Source organism: Oleiphilus sp. HI0128, from assembly GCF_001635365.1.
In genome coordinates this window covers 1-1,447 of the sequence record NZ_LWGG01001104.1, presented here as the reverse complement: position 1 = coordinate 1,447, position 1,447 = coordinate 1, and the positions used below count along the sequence as shown (strand labels likewise).

2 protein-coding genes are annotated in these 1,447 nt (G+C 46.2%); one reads left to right on the top strand and one right to left on the bottom strand.

Translation table 11 applies throughout. The annotated features are described in order from the left end of the window. On the bottom strand, window positions 1-866 hold an 866-nt coding region (locus tag A3763_RS18820; protein ID WP_068760335.1), incomplete at its 3' end, for an acyl-CoA dehydrogenase family protein. 133 nt (window positions 867-999) lie between these two features. Here A3763_RS18820 and A3763_RS18815 point away from each other — a divergent pair. Then, a partial coding sequence (locus A3763_RS18815) for a DJ-1/PfpI family protein (RefSeq protein ID WP_197482978.1) occupies window positions 1,000-1,447 on the top strand: 448 nt, incomplete at its 3' end.

The following is a 1,447-nucleotide window of genomic DNA, read 5'->3' as shown; positions in this document are numbered from 1 at the left end:
TGCAACTCTGCCAAGCGAAAGTGCACCACCTGATTGTTTAATATCGGCTGGCCAAAGGTCTCCCTATCTCGGCACCAATCCCGGGTATCACTGATAATTCGCTCCATTCCCTTTAGTGAACTCGCAGCGGCATACATTCGCTCTTCTTGAAACTGCATCATCTGCATAGCGAAACCTTTGTTCTGTTCGCCTATTCGATAGCGCTTAGGTACGCGAACATTATCAAAGAATATCTGCCCCGTATCACTGGCGCGCATACCGAGTTTATCCAAAGGCTTTGAGGTCTCGATACCCGGTGAATCCAAAGGCACAATGATCATTGATTTATTTGCATGAACGCTGCCTTCAGAAGTGTTGGCAAGTAAACAAATCCAATCACCTTGCGTCGCATTCGTGATCCACATCTTACTGCCATTGATAAGGTAGTCATCACCGTCACTTTTAGCGGTCGTTTTTAAACCTGCAACATCTGAACCTGCCCCAGCTTCACTAACCCCGATACAAGCAACCATATCTCCAGCGATGGCTGGCGCCAAAAAATCACGTTTTAACTCATCACTACCAAAACGAGCCAAAGCAGGCGTGGCCATGTCTGTTTGCACACCAATCGCCATGGGCAAGGAACCACCATAGGCTCGGCCAATTTCCTCAGCAAACACCAGGTTATAACTATAATCTAAACCTGCACCACCATTCGCTTCGGGTTTATGTATACCCAACAAGCCCAGGTCACCCATTTTCTTGAATAGTGAATGTAAAGGCGCTTTGCCTGCCTGCTCCCACTCATCAACAAAAGGGTCCATTTCCTGATCAACAAAGGCTCGCACTGTTTTGCGTAAGGCTTCATGTTCAGACGTGAATTTCATGCTCATCTCCAATATAAGATCTAACTAACGCAATCTTAAGAATCGAAGACAAAAAGAAACAGCGTGACTCAGGTCATATAAATGGCCAAACGGGCCATAAAGGTAAATAATACCCCAATATATTCCGGAGATTATGATGCTAAAACATGTCACGCTTTATGCCTGCGAGAATGCAATGGGCTTAAGTTTAGGTCTTAGTCATGATGTATTTGCCTTTGCCTCCATGCTACAAAAAAAGCTTTTGGGCGAGGCTATATCTATCTCGCTAGTTACCTTAGATGGCAAAGCTATTTCATCATTCAGCGGCTTAAGCATTACACCTGATCAGGCACTAGGCGATATCAAACATACAGACCTGGTCATTCTTCATGGAATCTGGGGTGACATGGAAGCGCTGCTAATCGATCAGCGCCCCTTATACCCAAAGCTTAGGGAGTGGCACGAGCAAGGTATCCCGATTATGGCTGCGACAACCGGTTCCTACTTTCTGGCAGAGGCCGGGCTCTTGGATGAGCGAATCTGTACCACGCATTGGCATAAGCAAGAAGAATTCGCACAGAAGTACCCCAAAATCGATCTTC